26 protein-coding genes are annotated in these 24,266 nt (G+C 71.5%); 4 read left to right on the plus strand and 22 right to left on the minus strand.

Going from position 1 to position 24,266, the window contains the following annotated elements; all coding sequences use genetic code 11:
• The first annotated feature begins 18 nt into the window (after positions 1-18).
• Positions 19-561, plus strand: coding sequence for a L,D-transpeptidase (locus tag ACY0MR_RS15130; RefSeq protein WP_404079704.1), 543 nt, complete (start codon positions 19-21; stop codon positions 559-561).
• 127 nt (positions 562-688) lie between these two features.
• On the opposite strand, the gene ACY0MR_RS15135 is transcribed toward ACY0MR_RS15130, so the two are convergent.
• The 8 genes from ACY0MR_RS15135 to ACY0MR_RS15170 all read right to left on the minus strand — a co-directional run bounded on the left by ACY0MR_RS15135 (position 689) and on the right by ACY0MR_RS15170 (position 9,089).
• Positions 689-880: a hypothetical protein gene (locus tag ACY0MR_RS15135; RefSeq protein WP_361857713.1), complete on the minus strand. Its 192-nt coding sequence runs from the start codon at positions 878-880 to the stop codon at positions 689-691.
• Positions 881-1,013: 133 nt separating this feature from the next.
• Positions 1,014-1,514, minus strand: a complete 501-nt coding sequence (gene tsaE / locus ACY0MR_RS15140) for a tRNA (adenosine(37)-N6)-threonylcarbamoyltransferase complex ATPase subunit type 1 TsaE (RefSeq protein WP_361857710.1) — start codon at positions 1,512-1,514, stop codon at positions 1,014-1,016.
• A 33-nt stretch (positions 1,515-1,547) separates the two neighbouring features.
• Positions 1,548-2,714, minus strand: coding sequence for an alpha/beta fold hydrolase (locus tag ACY0MR_RS15145; RefSeq protein ID WP_388792734.1), 1,167 nt, complete (start codon positions 2,712-2,714; stop codon positions 1,548-1,550).
• A 10-nt stretch (positions 2,715-2,724) separates the two neighbouring features.
• Positions 2,725-3,873 carry an alanine racemase gene (gene alr, locus ACY0MR_RS15150; protein WP_392861861.1) on the minus strand — a complete coding sequence of 383 codons (1,149 nt, stop codon included), beginning with the start codon at positions 3,871-3,873 and terminating at the stop codon, positions 2,725-2,727.
• Between the two features lie 519 nt (positions 3,874-4,392).
• Positions 4,393-5,847, minus strand: coding sequence for an NAD(P)H-hydrate dehydratase (locus tag ACY0MR_RS15155; protein ID WP_473561169.1), 1,455 nt, complete (start codon positions 5,845-5,847; stop codon positions 4,393-4,395).
• Positions 5,848-6,069: 222 nt separating this feature from the next.
• The gene (locus ACY0MR_RS15160; RefSeq protein WP_073910599.1) at positions 6,070-6,438 is read right to left on the minus strand and encodes a holo-ACP synthase; all 369 of its coding nucleotides are present in this window, start codon (positions 6,436-6,438) and stop codon (positions 6,070-6,072) included.
• Between the two features lie 7 nt (positions 6,439-6,445).
• On the minus strand, positions 6,446-8,293 hold the full coding sequence (gene glmS, locus ACY0MR_RS15165) for a glutamine--fructose-6-phosphate transaminase (isomerizing) (protein ID WP_361847323.1): 1,848 nt from the start codon (positions 8,291-8,293) through the stop codon (positions 6,446-6,448).
• A 40-nt stretch (positions 8,294-8,333) separates the two neighbouring features.
• Complete coding sequence (locus tag ACY0MR_RS15170; RefSeq protein ID WP_473561171.1) at positions 8,334-9,089, minus strand: hypothetical protein; 756 nt, start codon at positions 9,087-9,089, stop codon at positions 8,334-8,336.
• 205 nt (positions 9,090-9,294) lie between these two features.
• Here ACY0MR_RS15170 and coaA point away from each other — a divergent pair, with 205 nt between their 5' ends.
• Both coaA and ACY0MR_RS15180 read left to right on the plus strand, forming a co-directional pair.
• Positions 9,295-10,263: a type I pantothenate kinase gene (coaA, locus tag ACY0MR_RS15175; RefSeq protein ID WP_361847329.1), complete on the plus strand. Its 969-nt coding sequence runs from the start codon at positions 9,295-9,297 to the stop codon at positions 10,261-10,263.
• Between the two features lie 2 nt (positions 10,264-10,265).
• The gene (locus ACY0MR_RS15180) at positions 10,266-11,228 is read left to right on the plus strand and encodes a DUF389 domain-containing protein (protein WP_388792725.1); all 963 of its coding nucleotides are present in this window, start codon (positions 10,266-10,268) and stop codon (positions 11,226-11,228) included.
• A gap of 99 nt (positions 11,229-11,327) precedes the next feature.
• Here the strand turns inward: ACY0MR_RS15180 and glmM are convergent, their stop codons facing one another.
• The 4 genes from glmM to ACY0MR_RS15200 all read right to left on the minus strand — a co-directional run bounded on the left by glmM (position 11,328) and on the right by ACY0MR_RS15200 (position 15,686).
• Positions 11,328-12,686, minus strand: coding sequence for a phosphoglucosamine mutase (gene glmM, locus ACY0MR_RS15185; protein ID WP_388792723.1), 1,359 nt, complete (start codon positions 12,684-12,686; stop codon positions 11,328-11,330).
• 120 nt (positions 12,687-12,806) lie between these two features.
• The gene (rpsI, locus tag ACY0MR_RS15190; RefSeq protein WP_015035601.1) at positions 12,807-13,319 is read right to left on the minus strand and encodes a 30S ribosomal protein S9; all 513 of its coding nucleotides are present in this window, start codon (positions 13,317-13,319) and stop codon (positions 12,807-12,809) included.
• 44 nt (positions 13,320-13,363) lie between these two features.
• Complete coding sequence (gene rplM / locus ACY0MR_RS15195) at positions 13,364-13,807, minus strand: 50S ribosomal protein L13 (protein WP_055641831.1); 444 nt, start codon at positions 13,805-13,807, stop codon at positions 13,364-13,366.
• A 256-nt stretch (positions 13,808-14,063) separates the two neighbouring features.
• Positions 14,064-15,686 carry an ABC-F family ATP-binding cassette domain-containing protein gene (locus tag ACY0MR_RS15200; protein ID WP_473561175.1) on the minus strand — a complete coding sequence of 541 codons (1,623 nt, stop codon included), beginning with the start codon at positions 15,684-15,686 and terminating at the stop codon, positions 14,064-14,066.
• A 56-nt stretch (positions 15,687-15,742) separates the two neighbouring features.
• On the opposite strand from ACY0MR_RS15200, the gene ACY0MR_RS15205 reads away from it, so the two are divergent.
• A complete protein-coding gene (locus ACY0MR_RS15205; RefSeq protein WP_473561177.1) occupies positions 15,743-16,777 on the plus strand; it encodes a hypothetical protein in 1,035 nt (344 codons plus the stop codon).
• Here the strand turns inward: ACY0MR_RS15205 and truA are convergent.
• From truA to secY, 10 genes are all read right to left on the minus strand, one after another.
• Positions 16,748-17,605 (minus strand): tRNA pseudouridine(38-40) synthase TruA, encoded by an 858-nt coding sequence (truA, locus tag ACY0MR_RS15210; RefSeq protein ID WP_473561179.1) that lies wholly within the window; start codon positions 17,603-17,605, stop codon positions 16,748-16,750. The genes ACY0MR_RS15205 and truA overlap by 30 nt on opposite strands.
• Positions 17,606-17,698: 93 nt before the next feature.
• Positions 17,699-18,163 carry a 50S ribosomal protein L17 gene (rplQ, locus tag ACY0MR_RS15215; protein WP_015035596.1) on the minus strand — a complete coding sequence of 155 codons (465 nt, stop codon included), beginning with the start codon at positions 18,161-18,163 and terminating at the stop codon, positions 17,699-17,701.
• 177 nt (positions 18,164-18,340) lie between these two features.
• A complete protein-coding gene (locus ACY0MR_RS15220) occupies positions 18,341-19,363 on the minus strand; it encodes a DNA-directed RNA polymerase subunit alpha (protein ID WP_024755423.1) in 1,023 nt (340 codons plus the stop codon).
• 127 nt (positions 19,364-19,490) lie between these two features.
• Positions 19,491-19,895 (minus strand): 30S ribosomal protein S11, encoded by a 405-nt coding sequence (rpsK, locus tag ACY0MR_RS15225; protein WP_003956432.1) that lies wholly within the window; start codon positions 19,893-19,895, stop codon positions 19,491-19,493.
• Positions 19,896-19,961: 66 nt separating this feature from the next.
• The gene (rpsM, locus tag ACY0MR_RS15230) at positions 19,962-20,342 is read right to left on the minus strand and encodes a 30S ribosomal protein S13 (RefSeq protein WP_015035595.1); all 381 of its coding nucleotides are present in this window, start codon (positions 20,340-20,342) and stop codon (positions 19,962-19,964) included.
• 190 nt (positions 20,343-20,532) lie between these two features.
• Complete coding sequence (gene rpmJ / locus ACY0MR_RS15235; protein WP_003956441.1) at positions 20,533-20,646, minus strand: 50S ribosomal protein L36; 114 nt, start codon at positions 20,644-20,646, stop codon at positions 20,533-20,535.
• 62 nt (positions 20,647-20,708) lie between these two features.
• Positions 20,709-20,930, minus strand: coding sequence for a translation initiation factor IF-1 (gene infA, locus ACY0MR_RS15240; RefSeq protein ID WP_003956442.1), 222 nt, complete (start codon positions 20,928-20,930; stop codon positions 20,709-20,711).
• A gap of 226 nt (positions 20,931-21,156) precedes the next feature.
• The gene (map, locus tag ACY0MR_RS15245) at positions 21,157-22,008 is read right to left on the minus strand and encodes a type I methionyl aminopeptidase (RefSeq protein ID WP_030318640.1); all 852 of its coding nucleotides are present in this window, start codon (positions 22,006-22,008) and stop codon (positions 21,157-21,159) included.
• 95 nt (positions 22,009-22,103) lie between these two features.
• Complete coding sequence (locus tag ACY0MR_RS15250) at positions 22,104-22,751, minus strand: adenylate kinase (protein ID WP_055598862.1); 648 nt, start codon at positions 22,749-22,751, stop codon at positions 22,104-22,106.
• A complete protein-coding gene (gene secY / locus ACY0MR_RS15255) occupies positions 22,751-24,070 on the minus strand; it encodes a preprotein translocase subunit SecY (protein ID WP_030318644.1) in 1,320 nt (439 codons plus the stop codon). Before secY ends, ACY0MR_RS15250 begins: the two co-directional genes overlap by 1 nt.
• Positions 24,071-24,266 lie beyond the last annotated feature (196 nt).

Genomic DNA, 24,266 nt, shown 5'->3' on the forward strand with positions numbered 1-24,266 from the left:
CGGAGCAGCTCGGGATTCGTGGCCGGGCTCACGGCGGCGGCCGTCGCCGCGGTCTGCTTCCTGGCCTACCAGGCCTCGGCGAACGCCCCGGCCGACGTCTCGGCCGCGCCCCGTAGCCCCGGCACCTCCGCCCCCTCGGTCTCCCCGAGCGGCGGCCCGAAGCAGCCGGCGAAGAACCCCCTGGCGGTGCCCGCGGCCTCCGGCAGCGGCGAGCGCGTCGTGTACTCCCTCGGCGACCGCCGGGTCTGGATCGTCGCCGCGGACGGCAAGGCCGGCCGGACGTTCCCGGTGATGCCGAGCACGGTGGACCCGGCGCCCGGCTCCTACAGCGTGACCTCCCGCTCGGGCTCGGTCCGCGGCTCGGACGGCGTGCAGATCGAGCACGTGGTGCGGTTCACCACGGCCCAGGACGTGGCGATCGGCTTCAGCGCCGCGGTCGACGGCTCCACGCCGAGCCCGGACCCGGCGCGCAAGACCGGCGGCATCCGCATGAAGCGGGCCGACGGGGACGCGCTGTGGACCTTCGCGGTGATCGGCGCGAAGGTCGTCGTCGTCCCGTAGCGACGGCCCAGGACCGCACGCGCCCGCACCGGCGGCCACGACGGTCGGCGGACCACGACGGCCGGCCGGCCACGACGGGTCGGCCCGGTCGGCATCACCCCGTCCGCGCCGGACCGCCGGACGGGCCCTACGCCGCTCTGCCGCGCACGACCCGCGTGATCCGCTCGACCTGCCCGGGCCTCGGCCCGCGCTCCTCGTCCGCCCGGTCGGGACACCGGCCCGGCGGGGTCGACACGGCGCGGGCCGCCGCGCAGGATGCCAGCAGCTCACTCATCGAGACGTGGTCCCGGACGGGTTCCGCGCGCTTCGGCGTCGCCATGCATGCCTCCCGTAGGTTAGGTTCACCTAACCAGCTCGTGCATCCATGTCACCACGGCACGTGCGAACGACGCAACACCTTCCCGACACGTTGTCGGAAACTACGTACGACCGTGGCCCCGGCGTACCGCCGGTCAGAGCAGGCCCAGGTCCTCGTCCGCCCAGCGCGCGCCGATCCCGCGGAGCTCGACCGTGCGCCGGTCGTCGTCGGTGTCGCCGGTCACCCGGTGGATCAGCAGGTGCAGCCGGTCGTCCGTGAGCTCCTCGACCTTCCCGTCGCCCCACTCGACCACCACGACCGACTCGGGCAGCGAGACGTCCAGGTCGAGGTCCTCCATCTCGTCGAGACCGCCGCCGAGGCGGTACGCGTCGACGTGCACCAGGGCCGGCCCGCCGACCAGGGACGGGTGGACGCGGGCGATCACGAAGGTCGGGGAGGTGACGGCGCCCCGCACGCCGAGGCCCTCGCCGAGGCCCCGGGTGAGGGTGGTCTTCCCGGCGCCGAGTTCACCGGTGAGCATGACGAGGTCCCCGGGACGGAGGACCTTCGCGAGACGGCGGCCGAGCTCCTGCATCTGCTGGGGGGAGTCGATGGCGAGGGTCGCGCCGGAGACGGGCGGGTGCGCTGCTTCCATACCCGCCAACTTAGCCGTTGCGGGTCCGCCGCCTCACCGCGACGGCCGGGCCGCCGCCTCGGGGACGGCTCCCGCCCGGACCAGCAGGTCGGCGAGCCGGTCCGTGACCGCCTCCGGGTGCTCCAGCATCACCAGGTGGCCGCCGTCGGGGACGATGACCAGCTCCGCGTCCGGGAGCAGGTCGGCGATGGCCTCGGTGTGGGAGCTGGGGGTGACCAGGTCGTGGTCGCCGGCGAGCGCGAGCACCGGGACGCCGCCGAGAACGGGCAGGGCGGCCGCCTTGTCGTGCTCGGCGAAGGCCGGGTAGAAGGCGGCGACGACGTCGATGGGCGTGGACTCGATCATCCGCTCGGCGAAGCGGGCGACGGCGGGATCCACGTCCTTCGAGGCGAACGAGTACTTCTTGATCAGCCCGGCGAACAGGTCCGCGGTCGCCCGCCGGCCCCGCTCGACCAGCTCGGCCTGCGAGCCGAGCGCCCGCAGCACACCCGGCAGCACCCGCCGGACGGCGTTGACGCCGGCGATCGGGAGGCCGTACGAGACCTCGCCCAGCTTCCCGGCGGACGTGCCGACGAAGGCGACGCCGACGACCCGGTCGCGGACGAACTCCGGGAAGCGGTCCGCGAGCGCCATGATCGTCATGCCGCCCATCGAGTGCCCCACGAGGACCAGCGGGCCCTCGGGCGCGGCGGCGTCGAGCACCGCCTTGAGGTCGCGGCCCAGCTGGTCGATGGCGACGGGCACCGCGTCGGCACCCGACTGGGCGACGCCCTGGCCCGAGCGGCCGTGGCTGCGCTGGTCCCAGTGGACGGTGCGGACGAGACCGCGCAGCGCGGCCCGCTGGAAGTGCCAGGAGTCCTGGTTCAGGCAGTAGCCGTGGCTGAAGACGACCGTGACGGGGGCGGGCTCCTTGCGCCCGAACAGCCGCCGCCGGCGGGCGGGCGGGGTGTCCGGCGCCACCTCGTCGACCTCGTAGTACAGGACGGTCGAGTCGTCGGCGAGGGCCCGGCCGGGGGTCCCGCGCAGCCCGCCGTACGGGCCGGTGGAGTCCAGGGCGAGCCGCGCCTTCTGCCGCACCGAACGGCCGACGGTGAGCCGCTCGACGGCCACCCCGGCGGCGGCTCCCGCCGCCAGGACGCCTATCGCGGCGCCGGCGAATCCGGCGCGGCGCCACGTGCCGGTGCTGCTGGACTCGCCCATGGACCCCCCTCTACTCGCCCAGGTACACGCGCGGGACGCGCGCGCCGATCCGGGTGACGATCTCGTACGCGATGGTGTCGGCGGCCACCGCCCAGTCCTCGGCGGTCGGCTCGCCCCGGTCGCCGGGGCCGAACAGCACGGCCTCGGTGCCCGGCGCGGGCACCTCCCCGCCCAGGTCGACGACGAACTGGTCCATGGCGACGCGGCCGGCGACGGTCCGGACGGTGCCGTCGACGAGGACGGGGCCCCGGCCCGAGGCGTGCCGAGGGACGCCGTCGGCGTAGCCGAGGGGGACCAGCCCGAGGGTCGTCTCCTCGCCGGTCACGTAGTGGTGGCCGTAGCTGACGCCGTGGCCGGCCGGGACCTGCTTGACCAGGGCGACGCTCGCCTTGAGCGACATCACCGGCCGCAGCCCCAGCTCGGCGGAGGTGCCGAGCTCCGGGCTCGGCGAGACGCCGTACAGCGCGATGCCCGGGCGGACCAGGTCGAAGTGGGACTCGGGGAGGGTCAGGGTGGCTGGCGAGTTGGCGATGTGCCGGACCTCGGGCCGGACCCCGGCCTTCTCGGCGTGGTCGAGCATCGTGCGGAAGACGTCGAGCTGCGCGGCGATGGAGGGGTGGTGCGGCTCGTCCGCACAGGCGAAGTGGGACCAGAGCCCGGTGACCTTGACGAGCCCCTCGGCCTCCGCGTCGACGGCCGCCCCGACCAGCTCGGGCCAGTCGGCGGGCTGGCAGCCGTTGCGGCCGAGCCCGGTGTCGGCCTTGAGCTGGATGCGCGCGGTGCCGCCGGTCCGCCTGGCCGCCTCGACGACCTCCTCCAGGGCCCACATGCCGCTCACGGACATGTCGAGACCGGCCTCGATGCCCTGGTCCCACGGGTCGCCGGGGGTCCAGAGCCAGCACATGACGGGGACGCCGGTGATCCCGGCGGCGCGCAGCGCGAGGGCCTCGTGCGGGGTGGCCGTGCCGAGCCAGTCCGCGCCCGCCTCCAGGGCCGCGCGGGCACAGCGCACCGCGCCGTGTCCGTACGCGTCGGCCTTCACCACGGCCATGATCCGGACGTGGGGGGCGACGCGGGCGCGCAACGTGCGGACGTTGGCACGCAGTGCGCCGAGGTCGATCTCGGCGCGGGCTCTGCGGGGCGGCGGTGTCTCAGTCATCGCGCACAGTCTCTCAGGTGTCGGCTCCCGGGCCGCTTTCCCCTGATGTAGACCCGGTCACCCTTGTGCAACACACCCCCGGGGTTCCCGGGCGCCCCACCGCCCGGGACCGACGCGGCCGCGACCGCCGCCGGGCGTGGCGAGCAGCCCGAGGACACCGGGGAGGACCCCGGCCGCCGCCGGGGCGGGGGGCCCGGAACACGGCCGGGTCGTAGACGGCGGGCCCGCGGCCCCGGTGGGCCCGGGAAGCCGGAACCCACCCGCACCGGGCGGCGCGACCCGCAGAGCCACCCCGCCGTACCGACCCGCCCACGCCGGCGCCGCCCCGGGGGCGCTCCCCACCGACGGCCACGCCGGCGCCGCCCCTGGCTGCTCCCTGCCGACGCCCGCACCACCGCCGACCGGCCTCCGCCCGACCGGCCACCGCCGCCCCCGGCTGCTCCCGGCCAACGCCCGCACCACCGCCGACCGGCCTCCGCCCGACCGGCCTCCGCCGCCCCCGCTCGCGCCCCGTGCGCGCTACGAGCCCGCCGTCACGTCCCGCCACGCGGCCCCCAGTGCCGCCGCGACCTCGCCCGCCGTCACCGGGCCGCCGTCCGACGCCCGCCGGGCCGCCAGGCCGTGCAGGTACGCCGCGCACGACGCGGCGTCCACCGGCCGCAGCCCCGCCGCGAGCAGCGAGCCCGCGAGCCCCGACAGCACGTCCCCGCTGCCCGCCGTCGCGAGCCAGCCCGTCCCCGTCGGGTTCACCCGCACCGCGCCGGCCTCCGGTCCCGCCCCGCACACCAGCGTCGTCGACCCCTTGAGCAGCACCGTCGCCCCGAACCGCGCCGCCAGTTCCCGGACCGCCGCGAGCCGCCCCGCCTCCACCTCCTCCCGCGTCGCGCCCAGCAGCGCCGCCGCCTCCCCCGCGTGCGGGGTGAGCACGGTCGGCGCGCTGCGGGCCCGGACGAGCGCCGGGTCCAGGCCCCGCAGCCCGTCGGCGTCCACCAGCACCGGCACGTCCGAGGCGAGGACCTCGGCGACGCCCGGGTCCTCGCCGAGTCCGGGCCCGACCACCCAGGCCTGCACCCGCCCGGCGCGGTCCGGCGGCCCCGGGTGGACCAGGGTCTCCGGGTGCGCCGCGATCACCGCGTCCGCCGCGGGGCCGACGTACCGCACGGCCCCGGCGCCGCCCCGCAGCGCCCCCTCGACGGCGAGCACCGCCGCCCCGGGGTAGCGCGCCGACCCGGCGACGACGCCGAGCACCCCGCGCCGGTACTTGTCGCTCTCGGCGCCCGGCACGGGCAGCAGCCGTGCCACGTCCTGGTGCTGGAGCGCCTCCAGGTCGGCCACGCCGGGCAGTTCGCCGCCGAGCCCGATGTCGACGAGGCGCAGCGCGCCCGCGTAGGACCGCGCCGGGTCGACGAGCAGGCCCGGCTTGTACGTCCCGAAGGTGACCGTCACGTCCGCCCGCAGGGCCTCCCCCGCCACCTCGCCGGTGTCCGCGTCGACGCCGCTCGGCAGGTCGACGGCGACGACGACGGCGTCGGAGCCGCGCGCGGCGCGGGCGACGGGCACGGCGTCGGGCCGCAGCCCGCCCCGGCCGCCGATGCCGGTGATGCCGTCGAGGACGAGGTCCGCGGCGGCCAGCGGTTCGAACGGGTCGTCGTGGGCGCCGTCCACGACCCGGCCCCCGGCCGCCCGCAGGGCCGCGAGCCCTCCCTCGTGGGCGCGGTCGCCGAGGAGGACGGCGGTGACGCCGGCGCCGCGCCGGGTGAGCCGGGCGCCGGCGTGGAGGGCGTCGCCGCCGTTGTCGCCGCTGCCCACGAGGAGGACGACCCGCGCCCCGTACACCCGCCCTCTCCCGAGGAGGGAGCAGCAGGCGGCGGCGAGTCCGGCGGCGGCGCGCTGCATGAGCGCGCCTTCGGGGAGTCGGGCCATGAGGGCGGCCTCGGCGGCCCGTACGGTCTCCACGCGGTGAGCGGTACGCATGGGGGCAGTCTGCCGCAGCGCCCGGACGCCCGCCCGCCGCCCGCGCGCCCGGCCCGCGCCCAGGGGTTGACGCCCCCTCCAATCCAACTTAGGTTTGCCTTACCTAAGTGCGCGGCACTCTTCAACCCGACGCCGGCCCTGGCAGTCGCGCACACGGACTCGGGCCCGGCCGCCTCACGGCAGCCGGGCCCGAGCTCGTACGTCCTCCTCCGCGACCGCGGCTCACGCCTCGGCGATCACCACCGCGGACGCCACCCCCGCGTCATGGCTCAGCGAGACGTGCCAGTGCTTCACGCCCAGCTCCTCCGCCCGCGCCGCCACCGTCCCGGTCACCCGCAGGCGCGGCTGACCGGTGCCCTCGACGTACACCTCGGCGTCCGTCCAGTGCAGCCCGCCCGGCGCGCCGAGCGCCTTGGCGAGGGCCTCCTTGGCCGCGAACCGCACCGCCAGCGACGCGGGTCCGCGCCGCTCCCCGCTGGGCAGCAGCAGCTCGCTCTCCAGGAAGAGGCGCTGGAGCAGCCCCGGTGTCCGTTCGATCGACGCGGCGAACCGGTCGATCTCCGCCACGTCGATCCCCACCCCAATGATCATTTCCCACTCACTCCACGGTCACGGACTTCGCCAGGTTGCGCGGCTGGTCGACCTCGTTGCCCCGCGCGGTGGCGAGCTCGCAGGCGAAGACCTGGAGCGGCACCGTGGAGACCAGCGGCTGGAGCAGCGTAGGCGTCGCGGGGATGCGGACGAGGTGGTCGGCGTACGGGACGACCGCCTCGTCGCCCTCCTCGGCGATCACGATGGTGCGGGCGCCGCGGGCCCGGATCTCCTGGATGTTGGAGACGATCTTGTCGTGCAGAACCGAGCGGCCCTTCGGCGAGGGCACGACCACGACGACGGGCATGTCCTCCTCGATGAGCGCGATCGGCCCGTGCTTGAGCTCTCCGGCGGCGAAGCCCTCGGCGTGCATGTACGCCAGTTCCTTGAGCTTCAGGGCGCCCTCCAGCGCGACCGGGTACCCGACGTGCCGGCCGAGGAACAGGACGGTGTTCTTGTGGGCGAGCGAGCGGGCGAGGGCCCGCACGGGCTCCATGGTCTCCAGGACCCGCTCCACCTCGTCACCGATCCGGGCGAGCTCGCGGACCACGGCGTGGATCTCGTCGCCCCACTTGGTGCCGCGCACCTGCCCGAGGTAGAGCGCGAGGAGGTAGCAGGCGACGAGCTGGGTGAGGAAGGCCTTGGTGGAGGCGACCGCGACCTCGGGCCCGGCATGGGTGTAGAGCACGGCGTCGGACTCGCGCGGGATCGTCGACCCGTTGGTGTTGCAGACGGCGAGCACCTTCGCGCCCTGCTCGCGCGCGTGCCGCAGCGCCATCAGCGTGTCCATCGTCTCGCCCGACTGGGAGATCGCGATGACGAGGGTCCGCTGGCCGAGGATCGGGTCCCGGTAGCGGAACTCGCTGGCGAGCTCGACCTCGCAGGGGATGCGGGTCCAGTGCTCGATGGCGTACTTCGCGATGAGGCCGGCGTGGAAGGCGGTGCCGCAGGCGATGATGACGATCTTGTCTGCCTCGCGGAGCACCGCGTCGGGGATGCGCACCTCGTCGAGGGTGAGCCGGCCCGTCCCGTCGATCCGGCCGAGGAGGGTGTCGGCGACGGCCTTCGGCTGCTCGGCGATCTCCTTGAGCATGAAGTAGTCGTAGCCGCCCTTCTCGGCGGCGGAGGCGTCCCAGTCGATGTGGAAGGCGCGGACCTCGGCGGGCGCCCCGTCGAAGTCGGTGACGGTGACCCCGTCCCGGGTCAGCTCGACGACCTGGTCCTGACCGAGTTCGATGGCCGAGCGGGTGTGGGCGATGAACGCGGACACGTCGGAGGCGAGGAAGTTCTCGCCCTCGCCGACCCCGACCACGAGCGGCGAGTTCCGGCGGGCTCCGACGACCACGTCCGGCTGGTCGGCGTGCACCGCGACCAGCGTGAACGCCCCGTCGAGCCGCCGGCACACCAGCCGCATGGCCTCCGCGAGGTCCCCGGCGGAGGAGAACTCCTCGGCCACGAGGTGGGCCACGACCTCCGTGTCCGTGTCGGACTGCAGGTCGTGGCCGCGCTCGGCCAGCTCGCCGCGGAGGGCGGCGAAGTTCTCGATGATGCCGTTGTGAACGACGGCGACGCGCCCGGCGTTGTCCAGATGGGGGTGCGCGTTGGCGTCGGTCGGCCCGCCATGCGTGGCCCAGCGGGTGTGTCCGATGCCCACGGACCCGCCGGCCAGCGGCCGGTCCACGAGCTCCTTCTCCAGGTTGACGAGCTTGCCCGCCTTCTTCGCCGCGGCCAGCCCTCCGTCGGAGAGCACCGCGACACCGGCCGAGTCGTAGCCCCGGTATTCGAGCCGCTTGAGGCCCGCGACCACCACATCAAGCGCCGACTGCCCGCCGACGTATCCCACGATTCCGCACATGGCGGCAGCCTACGGCCGAAGACGCCCGAAGGGCCGCAGTTCAGGACAGCTTGGCCGCCTGCGCGTCGATGACAACCTGCGGCAGCTCCTTGACCCCGCCCGGGATGAGGCTGATCGTCGAGAACGACGCGAGCGTGTTGCCCTGGCGGAAGACGACGAGCTTGCTGACGAACGGCTGCCCCTCCATGTCGGAGGTGACGGTGAAGGCCACGGCCTCCTCACCCGCCGTGACGGTCTCCGGAGCGACCTTGGCGACCTTCGTCTTCTCCTTGAGGTGGACGACCTGGAAGCCGCCGGCGCACTCCGCCCCGGCCTTCTTCACCGAGGCGAAGGCCTCCTGCGCGCCCTGCCCGTCGTACGAGCCGAGCGTGACCGCCGTGACGCGGCCGCCGAGGCCGCCGAGGAGCGCGTCCTCGGGCGAGGCCGACGCGTCCTTCTTCGGCTCCTCGATGACCTTGCGCCCCGCCGACGCGGCGGGCGAGCCGGGCGAGATGAAGGACATGGCGTGGGCGATCGGCGTGCAGGCCGCCTGGTCTGCGGTGACCGAGGCCGCCGGGACGACGTCCCCGTCGTCGGTCTTCGTCACCTGGTGGCCCTTGACGTCGGCGGTCGCCACGATCAGCTTGTCCAGCTCGGCGGCCGACAGCACCTCGGCCGCGGGCGCGCTGGTGGCGGAGGCACCGGGTGCACCGGTGGCGCCCTTGTCCCCCGTCTCGCCGCCCTTCTCCCCGCCACCGCAGGCGGTGACGAGCAGGGCGAGGGAGACGGCGGTGGCCGCGACGGCGGCGCTTCGCATGGACGTACGCATGGTGGTGGCTCTCTGCTTCTCTTCGTGTTCTCGTCGTGCCGCCCCCCGGGCGGCTCCCCCCGCGTGACGATCGACGGCCCACGCGGCGTCAAGCAGCATGGCCTCCCGACGGCGGCACGACAACCGCTTTTGCGTGACCCACCCCACGGCCGTCCACCGCCCACGGAGCCGTGCGACCCCCGACAATGGCGGGGTGATCACTTCGCCGCCACGAAGCGCCAACGGCACGACGCCCTACGTCGACCTCACCCGCGCCGAGTGGAGCGCCCTGCGCGACAAGACCCCGCTCCCCCTCACCGCCGAGGAGGTCGAGCGGCTCCGCGGCTTCGGTGACGTCATCGACCTGGACGAGGTGCGGGACATCTACCTCCCCCTCTCCCGCCTGCTCAACCTCTACGTGCAGGCCACGAGCGGACTGCGCGGCGCGCTGAACACCTTCCTCGGCGAGAGCGCCGAGCAGCGCGGCACCCCCTTCGTCATAGGAGTCGCCGGCTCGGTCGCCGTCGGCAAGTCGACGGTCTCCCGCCTCCTTCAGGCCCTCCTCGCGCGCTGGCCGGAGCACCCGCGCGTGGAGCTGGTCACCACGGACGCCTTCCTCTACCCGATGGAGGAGCTCAAGGCCCGCGGCCTGATGTCCCGGAAGGGCTTCCCGGAGTCCTACGACCGCCGGGCCCTGACCCGGTTCGTCGCGGACATCAAGGCGGGCAAGGACGAGGTGACCGCCCCGGTCTACTCGCACCTCATCTACGACCGCGTCCCGGGCGAGCGCCTCGTCGTCCGCCGCCCCGACATCCTCATCGTCGAGGGGCTGAACGTCCTCCAGCCGGCCCTGCCCGGGAAGGACGGCCGCACCCGCGTCGGCCTCGCCGACTACTTCGACTTCTCGGTGTACGTGGACGCGCGCCCGGAGGACATCGAGCGCTGGTACCTCAACCGCTTCCGCAAGCTGCGCGACACCGCCTTCCAGAACCCCGACTCGTACTTCCAGCGCTACACGCAGGTCTCCGAGGAGGAGGCCCTCGACTACGCGCGCACCATGTGGCGGACCATCAACAAGGTGAACCTCCTGGAGAACGTGGCCCCGACCCGCGGCCGGGCGACTCTCGTCGTCCGCAAGGGACCCGACCACAAGGTGCAGCGGCTGAGCCTCCGTAAGCTCTGAGGATGCTGCATCTCCGGATGATCGTTCCACCCGACCGCACCCGGGCCGCGGTCGAGGTGATCGAGTCGACGGTCGGCACCACCCACGTGGTGGTCCTGCCGGGCGCGGCCCGCGACCCCGCGGGCGACGTCGTCATGTGCGACGTGGCCCGCGAGGCCGGCGACGAACTCCTCAAGGGCCTGCGCGCGCTGAAGATCGACCAGGACGGCTCCATCGCGGTCGAGGACATCGACCTCTCCCTCTCCACCCGCGCCGACCGGGCCGAGAAGGAGGCCCCCGGGGAGCCGGCGGACGCGGTCATCTGGGAGCAGCTGACGGGCGCGACCCACGAGGAGTCGACGCTCTCGATCACGTACAGCGCGTTCATGATCCTCGCCACGATGATCGCGGCCTGCGGTGTCGTCCTCGACAACGCCGTCCTGATCGTCGGTGCCATGGCCGTCGGCCCCGAGTTCGGCCCGCTCGCCGGGGTCTGCACCGCGGTGGTGCGGCGCGAGCCGAGGCTGGCGGCCCGCTCGCTGACGGCGCTGCTCGTCGGCTTCGCGGCGGCGATCGCGGCGACCACGGTGTTCAGTCTGGGCATGGACGCACTCGACCTGTTCAGCGAGAGCCTCCTCGACGGCGAACGTCCCAACACCGGCTTCATCTGGCAGCCGGACCCGTTCTCCTTCGTCGTGGCGGTGCTCGCGGGCGTGGCCGGCACCCTGTCCCTGACCTCCGCCAAGTCCGGCGCCCTGGTCGGCGTGGCCATCTCGGTCACGACGGTCCCGGCGGGCGCGAACGCGGCCGTGGCCCTCAGCTACGGCGAGTTCGGCCAGATGTGGGGCTCGACCGAGCAGCTCCTGCTCAACCTCCTCGGCATCATGCTGGCCGGGATCCTGACCCTCTACGCGCAGAAGCTCCTCTGGCGCACCCAGCGCGGACGCTGGCGCCGCGCGGGCCGCCGCACGGTTCCCCGCGTCTGACGGACCGGGTCCGGGGGGACGGGAAGCCGGCGGGACGAACGAGGGCCCCCACCGACGTGCGGTGGGGGCCCCGTCCTGCATGACGATGCCTCAGGAAGGCTAGCCCAGCGCCGACTTCACGACGTCCGCGAGACGCTGCGCGACCGCGCGCGCCTGCTCGATGTCCGCGGCCTCGACCATGACCCGGACCAGCGGCTCGGTGCCGGAGGGGCGGAGCAGGACACGGCCGGTGGAGCCGAGCTCCTGCTCGGCGGAGGTGACCGCGGCGGCGAGGTCGCCGGAGGTCTTCACCCGGGACTTGTCGACGTCGGGGACGTTGATGAGGATCTGCGGCAGCCGCTCCATCACCCCGGCCAGGTCCGCGAGCGACTTGCCGGTGGCGGCGAGCCGGGCGGCCAGCATGAGACCGGTGAGGGTGCCGTCACCGGTGGTGGCGTGGTCGAGCACGATCACGTGCCCCGACTGCTCGCCGCCGAGCGCGAAGCCGTGCTCCTTCATGGACTCCAGGACGTACCGGTCGCCGACCGCGGTCTGCACGAGGTTCAGGCCCTCGCGCTCCATGGCGAGCTTGAAGCCCAGGTTGGACATCACGGTCGCCACGACGGTGTCCCCGCGCAGCGCGCCCGACTCGCGCATCGCGAGCGCGAGCACGGCGAGGATCTGGTCGCCGTCGACCTCGTTGCCCGCCGCGTCCACCGCGAGGCAGCGGTCGGCGTCGCCGTCGTGCGCGATGCCCAGGTCGGCGCCGTGCTCGACGACCGCGGCCTTGAGCAGCCCGAGGTGGGTGGAGCCGCAGCCGTCGTTGATGTTGAGGCCGTCTGGGTCGGCACCGATGGTGACGACCTCGGCGCCCGCCCGGGCGAAGGCGGCGGGCGAGACGCGGGCGGCGGCGCCGTGGGCCTCGTCGAGGACGATCTTGAGGCCGTCGAGACGGTTCGGGAGGACGGCGATGAGGTGGGCGACGTAGGTCTCGAAGCCCTCCTCGTAGTCCCGGACCCGGCCGACGCCGGCACCGGTCGGACGCTCCCAGGGGGCGCCCGTGCGGTGCTCCTCGTACACGGCCTCGATCTTGTCCTCCAGCTCGTCGGCGAGCTTGTGCCCGCCGCGGGCGAAGAACTTGATGCCGTTGTCGGGCATGGCGTTGTGGCTGGCGGAGAGCATCACGCCGAGGTCGGCGCCGAGGACACCGGTGAGGTGCGCGACGGCCGGGGTCGGCAGCACCCCGACGCGCAGCACGTCCACGCCGGCGCTGGCGAGGCCCGCCACGACGGCGGCCTCCAGGAACTCTCCGGACGCGCGGGGGTCACGGCCGACCACCGCGGTGGGCCGATGGCCCTCGAAGGTGCCCGCCTCGCCGAGCACGTGCGCCGCCGCGACCGACAGGCCGAGCGCGAGCTCCGCCGTCAGGTCCGCGTTGGCCACACCGCGCACGCCGTCCGTGCCGAAGAGTCGTCCCACAGCTGTCCTCCGAGAAATACGTGCCCAAGCTGATGAAAGAAAAGGGGGTTATGAAAAAACGTACGCCCCGACGGCACGGGCAGTGCCGCCGGGGCGTACGCATGCAGACCGAGCAGGCGATTAACGCTTGCTGTACTGCGGAGCCTTACGGGCCTTCTTGAGACCGGCCTTCTTGCGCTCGACCGCACGGTCGTCGCGGGAGAGGAAGCCGGCCTTCTTCAGCGCCGGGCGGTTGTTCTCGACGTCCGCCTCGTTCAGCGCACGGGCCACGCCGAGGCGCAGGGCGCCGGCCTGACCGGAGACACCGCCACCCGCGATGCGGGCGATGACGTCGTAGCGGTTGTCGAGCTCGAGCACCTTGAAGGGCTCGTTGACTTCCTGCTGGTGCACCTTGTTGGGGAAGTAGTCCTCAAGGGTGCGACCGTTGATCTTCCACTTGCCGGTGCCCGGAACGATCCGGACGCGGGCGATGGCGTTCTTGCGACGGCCCAGGCCGGCGGCCGGCTGCGGGTCGCCGAAGCGGGACGCGAGCGACTCGGAGGTGTACTCACCCTCGACGAGCTCGGTCTCGGTGGTGTACTCCTCGACGCCCTCGAACTCGTCGACGGGGGTCTCGGGGGTGGTCTCGGCCACGATTCTCCTCAGATTTCTTTCGTTCTTAGGGGGTGTGGCCGGAACTACTGCGCGACCTGGGTGATCTCGAACGGGACCGGCTGCTGAGCAGCGTGCGGGTGGTTCTCGCCCGCGTAGACCTTCAGCTTCGAGAGCATCTGACGGCCCAGGGTGTTCTTGGGGATCATGCCCTTGATGGCCTTCTCGACGGCCTTCTCGGGGTTCTTGTCCAGCAGCTCGTCGTAACGGACGGAGCGCAGACCACCCGGGAAGCCGGAGTGGCGGTACGCCAGCTTCTGGGTCTTCTTGTTGCCGGACAGGTGGACCTTGTCAGCGTTGATGATGATGACGAAGTCGCCCATGTCCATGTGGGGCGCGTACACGGGCTTGTGCTTGCCTCGCAGGAGGTTCGCAGCCGTGGTCGCCAGACGGCCCAGGACGATGTCCTGCGCGTCGATGATGTGCCACTGGCGAGTGACATCGCCGGGCTTGGGGCTGTACGTACGCACTTCGTAGCCTTCGCTTCTTCAGTGGATGGAGTCCAGACACACCTGAAGCGATCATGCAGCTGGGGCCTGCACTGCCGGGACACCGCCCGTATGCGAGCCACTGGTAACTGCTCCAGGGAACCTGCGTAAGGGCCGTTCGTCCGACAACGACGAAGCCACTACGCATAACAAACGGCAACAGTACCCGCGCCACCCCCAACGGGTCAAAACGCCGGGGCCCCCGCACCGGGGGCCCCAGAACGCCGACCGCCCGAGGTCACCGCGCCCGGTCGACCCTCCGCTCGTCCCAGACCGGCTCCGTCGTCTCGCGCACCACGCCGTCCGAGCCGAAGACCAGGAAGCGGTCGAAGCTCTTCGCGAACCAGCGGTCGTGGGTCACCGCCAGCACCGTCCCCTCGTACGACTCCAGGCCGTCCTGCAGCGCCTCCGCCGACTCCAGGTCCAGGTTGTCCGTCGGCTCGTCCAGGAGCAGCGCCGTCGTGCCCGCCAGCTCCATGAGCAGGATCTGGAACCGCGCCTGCTGCCCGCCCGAGAGCTTGTCGAACGACTGGTCGCCCTGCCGCTCCAGCTCGTACCGCCGCAGCATCGACATCGCCCCGCCCCGGTCCTTGGCGTGCTCCGTCCACAGGATGTCGACCAGCGGCCGCCCGGCCAGCTCCGGATGCGCGTGGGTCTGGGCGAAGTGCCCCGGGACCACCCGGGCGCCCAGCTTCCAGTCGCCCGTGTGCGCGACCGACGGATCACCCGCGAGCAGCCGCAGGAAGTGCGACTTGCCCGAGCCGTTCGAGCCGAGGACGCCGACCCGCTCCCCGTAGAAGATCTCCAGCGAGAAGGGCTTCATCAGCCCGGTCAGCTCAAGGTTCTCGCAGGTCACCGCCCGGACGCCGGTACGGCCGCCGCGCAGCCGCATGGTGATCTCCTGCTCCCGCGGCGGCTCCGGCGGCGGTCCCGCCTCCTCGAACTTCCGCAGCCGGGTCTGCGCCGCCGCGTACCGCGAGGCCATGTCGTGGCTGACCGCGGCCGCCTGCCGCAGGTTCACGACGAGCTTCTTCAGCTGGGCGTGCTTCTCCTCCCAGCGCCGCTTCAGCTCCTCGAAGCGCGCGAACCGCTCGCGCCGCGCCTCGTGGAAGGTGTCGAAGCCGCCGCCGTGCACCCACACGTCCGAGCCGGCCGGTCCGGGCTCGACCGCGACGATCTTCTGGGCGGCCCGGGAGAGCAGCTCCCGGTCGTGGGAGATGAAGAGGACGGTCTTGCGGGTCTCCCGCAGCCGCTCCTCCAGCCACCGCTTGCCGGGGACGTCGAGGTAGTTGTCCGGCTCGTCGAGGAGCAGCACCTCGTCGGAGCCGCGCAGCAGCGACTCCAGGACGAGCCGCTTCTGCTCACCGCCGGAGAGCATCCGGACCTCCCGGAACTGCGCCTTCTCGTACGGCATGCCGAGCGCGGCCATGGTGCAGATGTCCCAGAGGGTCTCGGCCTCGTACCCCTGCACCTCGGCCCAGTCGCTGAGGGCCTGCGCGTACTTCATCTGCGCGGCCTCGTCGTCGACGGTCATGATCAGGTGCTCGGCCTCGTCGACGGCCTTCGCGGCCTCCCGGATCCGGGGCTGCGCCACCGAGACCAGCAGGTCGCGCACGGTCGACGCGTCCCGCACGGAGCCGACGAACTGCGGCATCACCCCGAGGCCGCCGCTGACCCTGACGGTGCCGCCGTGCGGCTGGAGCTCCCCGGAGATCAGCCGGAGCAGTGTGGTCTTCCCGGCGCCGTTGGCCCCGACGAGGGCGACGACGGCGCCCTCTCCGACCCTGAAGGAGGCGTCCCCGAGGAGGATCCTCCCGTCGGGCAGGTAGTACTCAAGATGCGCGGCCTCGACATGTCCCATGGGGTGCATTGTCACCGCCCGCGTCGCCTCGACCCAACCGGTTTAGGATGCGCGGCATGAGCTTTGGGGGACCGCAGTGGCCGCAGCAGCCGCAGCAGGGCGGACAGCAGGGCTACGGGCAGCAGCCGCAGCAGGGCGGACAGCAGGGCTACGGGCAGCAGCCCGGCCAGGGCTGGGGACAGCCGCAGGGGTACGGGCAGCAGCCCGGCCAGGGCTGGGGACAGCCGCAGGGGTACGGGCAGCAGCCCGGCCAGGGCCCGGCGCCCGACCCCTTCCCGGGCGCCCAGAGCGGCGGAACGACCCCCGACTGGGGCGCCCTGGCCGACGCCTCGGCCTCCCGTAGCCGCCGCAAGCGCTGGCTGGTCGTCGGCGGCGGCGCGGTCGCCGCCCTGGTCGTCGGCGCGATCGTCGCCACCGCCGTGGTGGCCTCCGGCAAGAAGAACGAGGAGGCCAAGAACGGCGGGGTGCCGACCGGCTCGGTCTCCCCCACCGCGGAACCGACCCCCGAGCCGACCTTCTCCTCGGTCGCGCCGCCTCCGCCGCCGAACCCGAAGGACTACATCTCGGACCCGAAGAAGGACAAGGCCCCGCTCTCCGCGGAGGGCCTCTTCCCGGGCAAGAAGCTCACGATGAACAAGCGCCCCTACGGCAAGGGCGCCACCGCGTCGACGACCGACTGCGCGGCCGCCACCCAGGGCGGCCTCGGCACCGTCCTCAAGAAGAACGGCTGCCAGCGGGTGCTCCGCGCGACCTACGTGCGGGACGGCGTGGCGATCACCGTCGGCGTCGCCGTCTTCCCCTCGGAGTCGGCCGCCCTGAAGGCGAAGAACCAGGCCACCGGCGGCATCGCCCCGCTGGCCGGGTCGGGCGTCCGCGAGTTCTGCCGCGCCACGGTCTGCCTGCGCCGCTCGAACTCGGTCGGGCGCTACGCCTACTTCACCCAGGCCGGCTTCTCCGACGGCAGGAAGGTCACCAAGGCCGACAAGCCGGTCTTCCAGGCCAGTGACGACCTGGGCACCTTCGCCTTCAACCAGATCTACGCCCGCGGCCGCGCCCAGGCCTCAGCAGCAGCCGGCGCTCCCGGGGAGTGACCGCTTGTTCCTGGCCTCCAGGTTGCGGGCGGCCAGGAGCTCGTCGGCCGGGTAGCCGACCTCTTCGAGGGTGAGGCCGTGCGGCCGTACGACGTGCACGGCCGAGTCCCGCACGCCGGCCGCGAGCACCTTGCCCGGCCAGTCCACGGGCCGGTGCCCGTCGCCGACGAAGAGCAGGGCGCCGACCAGCGAGCGGACCATGTTGTGGCAGAAGGCGTCCGCCTTGACGGTGGCCTCCATCACCCCGTCGGGGCGGCGCTCCCACCGCAGCTCCTGGAGGGTGCGGATGGTGGTGGCCCCCTCGCGGCGCTTGCAGTACGCGGCGAAGTCGTGCTCGCCGACGAGCGCGGCGGCGGCCTCGTTCATGGCGTCCATGTCGAGCGCCCAGTCGTGCCAGAGGACGTGTCCCCGCTGCAGCGGGTCGACCCCACCGGGGTTGTCGGTGACGCGGTAGGCGTACCGGCGCCAGATCGCCGAGAACCGGGCGTTGAAGCCGCTGGGGGCCTCGGTCAGGGACCAGACCCTGACGTCGTGCGAGAGGCGCCCGGCGAGCCGCCTGAGCAGCTTGTCGCGGTGCTCGGCCCACAGCTCGACGGGCAGGTCGACGTGCGCGACCTGGCCGCGGGCGTGCACACCCGAGTCGGTCCGGCCGGCCACCGTCAGCTCGTACGTCTCCGACGAGCGGGTCACGGTCCGCAGCGCGGCCTCGATGTCCCCCTGCACGGTCCGCTGCCCCTGGGACTGCTTGGCCCAGCCGGAGAAGTCCCTGCCGTCGTACGACAGGTCAAGCCGCACCCGTACGAACCCGTCCTGCACGTCATCGCTCACGCGGAGTCATCCTCTCGAAACAGTCGGAACACGGCGGCGGGCCCGCACCCCAGGGGGTACGGGCCCGCACACGAGAACAGTCGCTCGGAACGCTTACGCGTCCTTCGACTCCTCGGCCGGAGCCTCGGCGGCCGCGTCGGCCTCCTTGACGGCGCGCACGGTGGCGGCCTCGGCCTCGGCGACGGTCGCCTTCTTGGCGATCTCGCCCTCGACCAGCTCGATCACGGCCATCGGGGCGTTGTCGCCACGACGGTTGCCGATCTTGGTGATGCGGGTGTAGCCACCCGGGCGCTCGGAGTAGCGCGGGGCGATCTCGGTGAAGAGGGTGTGGACGATGCCCTTGTCGGTGATCGTCTGCAGCACCAGGCGACGGTTGTGGATGTCGCCCTTCTTCGCCTTGGTGATCAGGCGCTCGGCGACCGGACGCAGGCGACGGGCCTTGGCCTCGGTGGTGGTGATGCGGCCGTGCTCGAAGAGCGACTTCGCCAGGTTGGCGAGGAGCAGCTTCTCGTGCGCGGCGGAACCGCCGAGGCGGGCACCCTTCGCGGGACGCGGCATGGTGTTTCTCCTTGTGATCTGCACCGGCCGTATGAGGTACCGATGTCAGTGTCCGAGCGGGCGGTCACCCGTCGGAGATCCGGGCAGCCCCGAAGGGGCGCCCGGAAGGGGCGCGGGGAACTGCGCGATCAAGCACAGCGCTCCCGCACCCGGGTACGGACCCTGAGGCCCGAGTTCTCAGTACTGCTCGGTCTCCACGAACCCGGCATCCGCGTCATCGTCGGCGCCGAAGGCGTCAGCCGCGGCGGTCGGGTCGAATCCGGGCGGCGAGTCCTTCAGCGCGAGGCCCATACCGGCCAGCTTCGCCTTGACCTCGTCGATCGACTTCGCACCGAAGTTGCGGATGTCGAGCAGGTCGGCCTCGGAGCGCGCCACGAGCTCACCCACGGAGTGGATGCCCTCGCGCTTGAGGCAGTTGTACGAACGAACGGTGAGCTCGAGCTCCTCGATCGGCAGCGCCAGGTCGGCGGCGAGGGCGGCGTCCGTGGGGGACGGGCCCATGTCGATGCCCTCGGCGTCGATGTTGAGCTCGCGCGCCAGACCGAACAGCTCGACCAGGGTCTTGCCGGCGGACGCCATGGCGTCGCGCGGGCGCATGGCCTGCTTGGTCTCGACGTCGACGATCAGCTTGTCGAAGTCGGTGCGCTGCTCGACACGGGTCGCCTCGACCTTGTACGTGACCTTGAGCACCGGGGAGTAGATGGAGTCGACCGGGATGCGGCCGATCTCCTGGCCCGCCTGCTTGTTCTGCACGGCGGAGACGTAGCCGCGACCGCGCTCGACGGTCAGCTCCATCTCCAGCTTGCCCTTGCCGTTGAGCGTGGCGAGGACGAGGTCGGGGTTGTGCACCTCGACACCGGCCGGGGGCGCGATGTCGGCGGCGGTGACCAGGCCCGGGCCCTGCTTGCGCAGGTACATCACGACCGGCTCGTCGTGCTCCGAGGAGACGACCAGCTGCTTGATGTTGAGGATGAGGTCGGTCACGTCCTCCTTGACGCCCGGCACGGTGGTGAACTCGTGCAGGACGCCGTCGATGCGGATGCTGGTGACAGCGGCACCCGGGATCGAGGACAGGAGGGTACGGCGGAGGGAGTTGCCGAGGGTGTAGCCGAAGCCCGGCTCCAGCGGCTCGATCACGAACCGGGAGCGGAACTCGTCGACGACCTCTTCGGTCAGCGAAGGACGCTGAGCGATAAGCATGTGTTCAATCCTTCATTCGTGGACGCCCACTATTTGACGCCCGACGGAGTGCTGCGTACTGCAAGGGTACGGGCGGCACGGTCCGAAGAGCCGTACCGCCCGAAGTCCTGGCTCAAGCAGCCGTGCGTCAGACGCGGCGGCGCTTGGGGGGACGGCAGCCGTTGTGCGGCGTGGGGGTGACGTCCTGGATCGAACCGACCTCGAGGCCCGTGGCCTGGAGGGAGCGGATCGCGGTCTCGCGGCCGGAGCCCGGACCCTTGACGAAGACGTCGACCTTGCGCATGCCGTGCTCCTGCGCGCGGCGAGCGGCCGACTCGGCGGCCATCTGCGCGGCGAACGGGGTGGACTTGCGCGAGCCCTTGAAGCCGACGTGGCCGGCGGAGGCCCAGGAGATCACGTTGCCCGAGGGGTCCGTGATCGAGACGATCGTGTTGTTGAACGTGCTCTTGATGTGCGCGTGGCCGTGAGCGACGTTCTTCTTTTCCTTGCGGCGCACCTTCTTGGCAGCGCCCTGACGACCCTTGGGGGGCATCTCTAACTCCTACGGGAGGTGGTCGGTCCTACAGCGAAGACCGCTTGGTCAAGCGTCCGCTGAGGACTACTTCTTGCCCGGCTTCTTCTTGCCGGCGATGGCGCGACGCGGGCCCTTGCGGGTACGAGCGTTCGTGCTGGTGCGCTGGCCGCGGACGGGCAGGCCACGACGGTGGCGAAGGCCCTGGTAGCAGCCGATCTCGACCTTGCGGCGGATGTCGGCGGCGATCTCGCGGCGGAGGTCACCCTCGGTCTGGAGGTTGGCGTCCACGTACTCGCGGATCTTGACGAGGTCTTCCTCGGCAAGGTCGCGGACACGGGTGGACGGGTTCACGCCGGTCGCGGCGAGGATCTCCTCGGACCGGGTACGCCCGATGCCGAAGACGTAGGTGAGTGCGACCACCACACGCTTTTCGCGCGGGATGTCAACACCGGAAACGCGTGCCATTCAATGGCTCCTGTGTTCTCGGGGGTCTGCTGCAGAACCGTTCCCGGCTGCCGTATGAGGTACAGGTCGGGTCCCCGGCCCCCGCCGGAGGTGCCGTCAACCGTGTGGACACGGCCCGACGGGCTCTGCGTATGTACGTGTTGCTATGCGTCGCGCGAAGAACTGCGAAATGCAGGTCGGTCGGCGTGCGTCAGCCCTGGCGCTGCTTGTGGCGCAGGTTGTCGCAGATGACCATGACCCGGCCGTGACGGCGGATCACCTTGCACTTGTCGCAGATCTTCTTGACGCTCGGCTTGACCTTCATGGGTGTGAGGTTCTCCGGGTCAGTGCCACCACCCGCGCGCGAAGGCGGGGTGCGGGCAAGATCTACTTGTACCGGTAGACGATCCGGCCACGCGTCAGGTCGTACGGAGAGAGCTCCACGACGACCCGGTCGTCCGGAAGGATACGGATGTAGTGCATCCGCATCTTGCCGGAGATGTGCGCGAGGACCTTGTGACCGTTCTGGAGCTCCACCTTGAACATGGCGTTCGGGAGGGACTCGATCACGGTGCCCTCGATTTCGATGGCACCTTGCTTCTTGGCCACGCTTCGCCTTTCGAATCGGCTACCTTGATCGACTCTCGCCGCCGCATGCGGACACACGGGTACACGAGAGCCGACGCATCAGTCTACGTCAGGCCCCAGGAAAAGACGAATCGGGAAGTCTGCCCACCCGGACTGATCCTTACGCAAGGCACCACGCCGTAGAAATGTCGAAGAGTACTCCTGGACGACCGGAGTCGTCGGGCCGCGCCGGCGGGAGCGGCGTCCGCTACGCCAGCGGGTCCGGCGCCGCCGTGACGCCCAGCTCCGCCAGCTTGGCCTTGCCGCCGTCGACCGCCGTGAGGACCAGCGGGCCCTCCTCGGTCAGCGCGATCGAGTGCTCCCAGTGCGAGGACCAGGTCCCGTCCGTCGTGATGACCGTCCAGTCGTCCTTCAGGACCTCCGTCTGCGGGGTGCCCAGGGAGACCATCGGCTCGATCGCCAGGCACAGGCCGGGGACCAGCTTCGGGCCCTTGCCGCGCTTGCGGGAGACGTAGTTCAGCAGGTGCGGGTCCATGTGCATCTCGGTGCCGATGCCGTGGCCGCCGTAGTCCTCGATGATCCCGTAGCGGCCCAGGCTGTGGTCGCCGACGGCGGGACGCGGCTGGCGCTTGATGTACGTCTCGATCGCCTTCGAGATGTCGACCAGCCGGTTGCCGAGCCGCATGGCGGCGATGCCGGCCCACATGGACTCCTCGGTCACCCGGGAGAGCTCGACGAGCTCGGGCGCGTGCCCGGTGCCGACGAAGGCCGTGTAGGCCGCGTCACCGTGCCAGCCGTCCACGATGGCGCCGGCGTCGATGGAGATGATGTCGCCGTCCTTGAGGACGGTCTTGTCGTCGGGGATGCCGTGGACGACGACCTCGTTCACCGAGGTGCAGATCGTCGCGGGGAACCCGCCGTACCCGAGGAAGTTCGACTTCGCCCCGTGGTCGGCGATGACCTTGCGCGCGACCTCGTCCAGGTCCTTCGTCGTGGCGCCCGGCACGGCGGCCTCACGCGTCGCCGCGTGGATCGCGGCGACGACCAGTCCCGCCTCGCGCATCTTCGCGATCTGCTCGGGGGTCTTGATCTGCACCATCGTGGCCGCGGCCTTTCCATCGAGTACGGGGAACAGAACAACGATACGGCCGCGGCGCCCCTGAGGGGCACCGCGGCCGTATCGACGAACCGGGGTTACTTCTTGAGCGCGGCCATCGCCTTCGCGGTGACCTCGTCCACCTTGCCGAGCGCCGAGATCGTCACGACCAGGTTCTGCGCCCGGTAGTAGTCGATGATCGGCTCGGTCTGCGTGTGGTAGACCTCCAGGCGCTTGCGCACCGTCTCCTCGGAGTCGTCCGCGCGCTGGTACAGCTCGCCGCCGCAGGCGTCGCAGACACCCTCGGTCTTCGGAGCGTTGTACTCCACGTGGAAGACGTGCGCGCTGTCGTTGCGGCAGATGCGGCGACCCGCGATCCGCTTCACGACCTCGTCCTCGGGGACCTCCAGGTCCAGCACCGCGTCGAGCTGCATGTCCTCGGCCTTCAGGACCACGTCCAGGGCCTCGGCCTGCGCCACGTTGCGGGGGAACCCGTCCAGCAGGAAGCCGTTCACGGCGTCCGGCTGCTCCATCCGGTCCTTGGCCATCCCGATGGTCACCTCGTCGGGCACCAGGTCGCCGGCGTCCATGAACGCCTTGGCCTTGAGACCGAGCTCCGTGCCCTGGGAGATGTTGGCGCGGAACAGGTCGCCCGTGGAGATGTGCGGGATGTCCAGGTTCTTGGCAAGGAACGCGGCCTGCGTTCCCTTGCCGGCACCGGGCGGTCCGACGAGGACGATTCGCATCAGCGGAGGAACCCTTCGTAATTGCGCTGCTGGAGCTGGCTCTCGATCTGCTTCACGGTCTCCAGCCCCACACCCACGATGATGAGGATGCTCGTCCCGCCGAAGGGGAAGTTGGCATTGGCGCCACCGAAGCCTGCCAACGCCATCGTCGGCACAAGAGCGATCAGACCCAAGTACAGCGAGCCCGGCCAAGTGATCCGGTTGAGCACGTAGCTCAGATACTCGGCAGTAGGTCGACCAGCCCGGATACCCGGGATGAAGCCACCATACTTCTTCATGTTGTCCGCGACTTCCTCGGGGTTGAACGAGATCGCCACATAGAAGAAGGCGAAGAACACGATCAGGAGGAAGTACGTCGCGATGTAGTAGGGGTGGTCACCCTTGACGAAGTGGGCTTCGATCCAGGTCTTCCACCCTGCGGTGGAGTTCGAGAACTGCGCGATCAAGGCCGGGATGTAGAGCAGCGACGACGCGAAGATGACAGGAATCACACCTGCCTGGTTCACCTTCAGCGGGATGTACGTGGACGTACCGCCGTAGGAGCGCCGGCCGATCATGCGCTTCGCGTACTGCACCGGGATGCGGCGCTGGGCCTGCTCGACGAAGACGACGAGGGCCACCATCACGAAGCCGATGAGGATGACGGTGCCGAACTCGATCCAGCCCTTGGCGAGCTTGCCGCTCTCCTTGATGGCCCAGAGGGCGCCCGGGAAGCCGGCGGCGATCGAGATGAACATCAGGATCGACATGCCGTTGCCGATGCCACGGTCGGTGATGAGCTCACCGAGCCACATGACGATGCAGGTGCCGGCGGTCATCGTGATGACCATGGTGGCGATCGTGAAGATCGACGGGTCGGGCACGACCTGGTCGGCGACGCGGCAGCCACTGAACAGCGCACCGCTCTTGGCGGTGGCGACGAGACCGGTGCCCTGCAGGACGGCGAGGGCGACCGTCAGGTACCGGGTGTACTGCGTGATCTTGGCAGTACCCGACTGGCCCTCCTTCTTGAGGGCTTCCAGGCGCGGGATCACGACGGTCAGCAGCTGCAGGATGATGCTCGCCGTGATGTACGGCATGATGCCGAGCGCGAAGATGGTGATCTGGAGCAGCGCCCCGCCACTGAACATGTTGACCAGGCCGAAGAGGCTGTTGTTGCCCTCGCTGGCCTGCTTGACACACTGCTGGACGGCCTCGTAGCTGACGCCGGGGACCGGGATGTGGGCCCCGAGGCGGTACAGCACGATGATGGCGAGCGTGAAGAGCAGCTTCTTGCGCAGGTCGGGCGTCTTGAACGCCCGGGCGAACGCGGTAAGCACGGTGCCTCCTGCGACCCCCGCGCTATGCGTCAAGGGTGACGGTCTTGAGGTTCGACGATTGGGTATCGGTCATCAATCCCGTGCGGGCATACCGCACGGAGCCTAGACAGTGCACGCCACCTTACCGGCGACCATGCCCCCCTAGGAACGACCAATCGGGGATGCCCCTTTTGGGAGGCATCCCCGATCGGATGTT

The sequence above is a fragment of the Streptomyces sp. JN8 genome (genome assembly GCF_055808075.1).